This is a genomic window from Herbaspirillum sp. B65 (genome assembly GCF_000333555.1).
GTDB classification, from domain to species: domain Bacteria; phylum Pseudomonadota; class Gammaproteobacteria; order Burkholderiales; family Burkholderiaceae_D; genus Herbaspirillum; species Herbaspirillum rubrisubalbicans.
In genome coordinates this window covers 1-2,351 of sequence record NZ_BADI01000157.1, presented here as the reverse complement: position 1 = coordinate 2,351, position 2,351 = coordinate 1, and the positions used below count along the sequence as shown (strand labels likewise).

Sequence of the window (2,351 nt, the reverse complement as noted above, 5' to 3'; positions counted from 1 at the left end):
CCGTGATCATCAGCACCGGCAAGTGCGCCAGCGAGGGCGTGGACGGGATCTTCTTCAGCAAGGCCAGCCCATCCATGACCGGCATGTTCCAGTCGGTCAACACGAAGGTGATCGGCACCGCACCCGCTTCCAGGATCTTCATGGCCGTGGAACCCGTCATCAGCCTCCACCATCTTGGTGTATTCGAGTTCCTTGAGCAGGCCGCTGACAATACGACGCATCGTCGAAAAGTCATCAACCACGAGGAAATACTGATCATCTGCCGCCATAGGAAAAATCGCTCAACCGTGAAATGGAAGTTGGACGGGCGTACCCGCAAAAAATTCGTCGCAAGTGTAAAGCATTTTGAGATGCCCTCGCGAAACATTTGCCCCATGTGCTCTCTCAAAACTCTATTTTCCTGACCAACATTGACCGGAAACAAAGGAGTAGCCGCCGCAGCAAGGGGCACAGGGATCGTCAACCGGGAAACAGGAGGATGGAAGAATCGCGCCAAAAAACAAAAAAGGAAGCCGCCAACGCGCTTCCTTTTGAATTTTTCTTCACTTTCTTCACCCAACCCGCCTATCCACCCAGGGAACAGAAGAATTGGTAGGCACGATTGGACTCGAACCAACGACCCCTACCATGTCAAGGTAGTGCTCTAACCAGCTGAGCTACGCGCCTATTGAAGAATGCAGATACCTAAAACAAAAAAGGAAGCCGAGAACGCGCCTCCTTTTCATCACTTCGCTCCAACTCGACCATCCCGCACGGGAACCAGAAGAATTGGTAGGCACGATTGGACTCGAACCAACGACCCCTACCATGTCAAGGTAGTGCTCTAACCAGCTGAGCTACGCGCCTAACGAAGAAGCGAGAGTATAGGAGGCTTTTCAAAATTTGCCAAGGGGTAAATGATGAAAATGATGAAAAAGTAAAAATATTTACCGCATTTCACCAAGAAACCAGCCCCCTACCCTCCTGCTTATTGCTAAGCATTGCCACTTATTGCCGCTTGGCCTCGATCACCCCCTTCACTTCGCGGATCACCGTCAAGGCCTTCTGCAACTGCTCGGTCGAACCGATCTCAGCGGTGAAAGCCATGCGCGCATGACCCTTCACGCTTTGCGTACTCACCCCGATCACATTGATCTTGTCGCGCAGGAAGATATCGGAGATATCGCGCAGCAAACCCTGGCGATCGCTGGCCAGCACGAAGATATCGACCGGATAGACGGTATCGCGTGCCGGTGCGCCCCAGGTGGTCTGGATCACCCGCTCGGGCGCGTGCGAGCTCATCTCGGCGAAGTTCTTGCAGTTCACGCGATGGATGGAAACGCCCTTGCCGCGCGTGACGAAGCCAGCGATCACATCCGGCGGCGCCGGCTTGCAGCAGCGCGCCAGTTGCGTCAGCAAGCCATCGGTGCCGACCACCAGCACGCCCGACTTGGCACCCTGCACGATGCTGGAGGCCCGGCTCTTGCGGGTGATCAGCGCTTCATCATCGATCTCGGGTTTCTTTTTCTGGCCTTCATGCAAGGCCTGCTCGACATGACGCAGGCTGAACTCTTCCTTGGCCAGCGACAGGCACAGGTCATCCACCTGGGCAAAGCCCAGCTTCTGCGCCAGTTCTTCCAGGTTGACGGCGGTCTTGCCCTCGCGCTGCAAGGTCTTTTCCAGCAAGCCACGCCCTACCGACAGGGTTTCCTGCTGCTCGATGGCATTGAACCAGGCGCGGATCTTGGAACGGGTACGCGAACTGGCTGCATAGTCAGGGCTCAACCAGTCGCGCGACGGCCCCACCCCAGGGCCACTCTTGGCGGTGATGATCTCCACCGTCTGGCCATTCTTGAGCGTGGTATTCAACGGCACCATCACCCCATCCACACGCGCGCCACGGCAGCGGTGGCCGACATCGCTGTGCAGGTGATAGGCAAAGTCGATGGGAGTGGCGCCACTGGGCAATTCGATCACGCGCGCCTGGGGCGTGAGCACATAGATGCGTTCGTCCAGGGTGGCCGACTTGAGCTTTTGCACCCAGTCGCGCCGCACTTCTTCCTGGTCCACCACGGCGTCGGTGACTTCGTTCTTCCAGGCCAGCAACTGGCGCAGCCAGGCGATCTTTTCGTCATATTTCTGCGCCGAGAAATTCGAGCCGCCACTCTCCTTGTAGCGCCAGTGCGCCGCCACGCCGTATTCGGCGAAGTGATGCATCTCGTGCGTACGAATCTGCACTTCCAGCGCCCGACCATCCTCGGCCATCACCACCGTGTGCAGCGACTGATAGCCGTTCTGCTTGGGGCGCGAGATATAGTCGTCGAACTCTTCGGGAATCGGCGTCCAGATGTGTGCACGATGCCCAGCACCGC

Annotated in this window: 2 tRNA genes and 2 pseudogenes; all 4 read right to left on the bottom strand. The window is 57.3% G+C overall.

The features are described from left to right. Nucleotides 1-269: pseudogene (locus I5W_RS33110) on the bottom strand (response regulator); the annotation flags it as partial. Between the two features lie 320 nt (nt 270-589). Then, nucleotides 590-666: transfer RNA gene (locus I5W_RS04100), tRNA-Val, on the bottom strand. A 103-nt stretch (nt 667-769) separates the two neighbouring features. Beyond that, a tRNA-Val gene (locus I5W_RS04095) sits at nt 770-846 on the bottom strand. A 141-nt stretch (nt 847-987) separates the two neighbouring features. Further along, a pseudogene (locus I5W_RS04090) lies at nt 988-2,351 on the bottom strand (RelA/SpoT family protein); the annotation flags it as partial.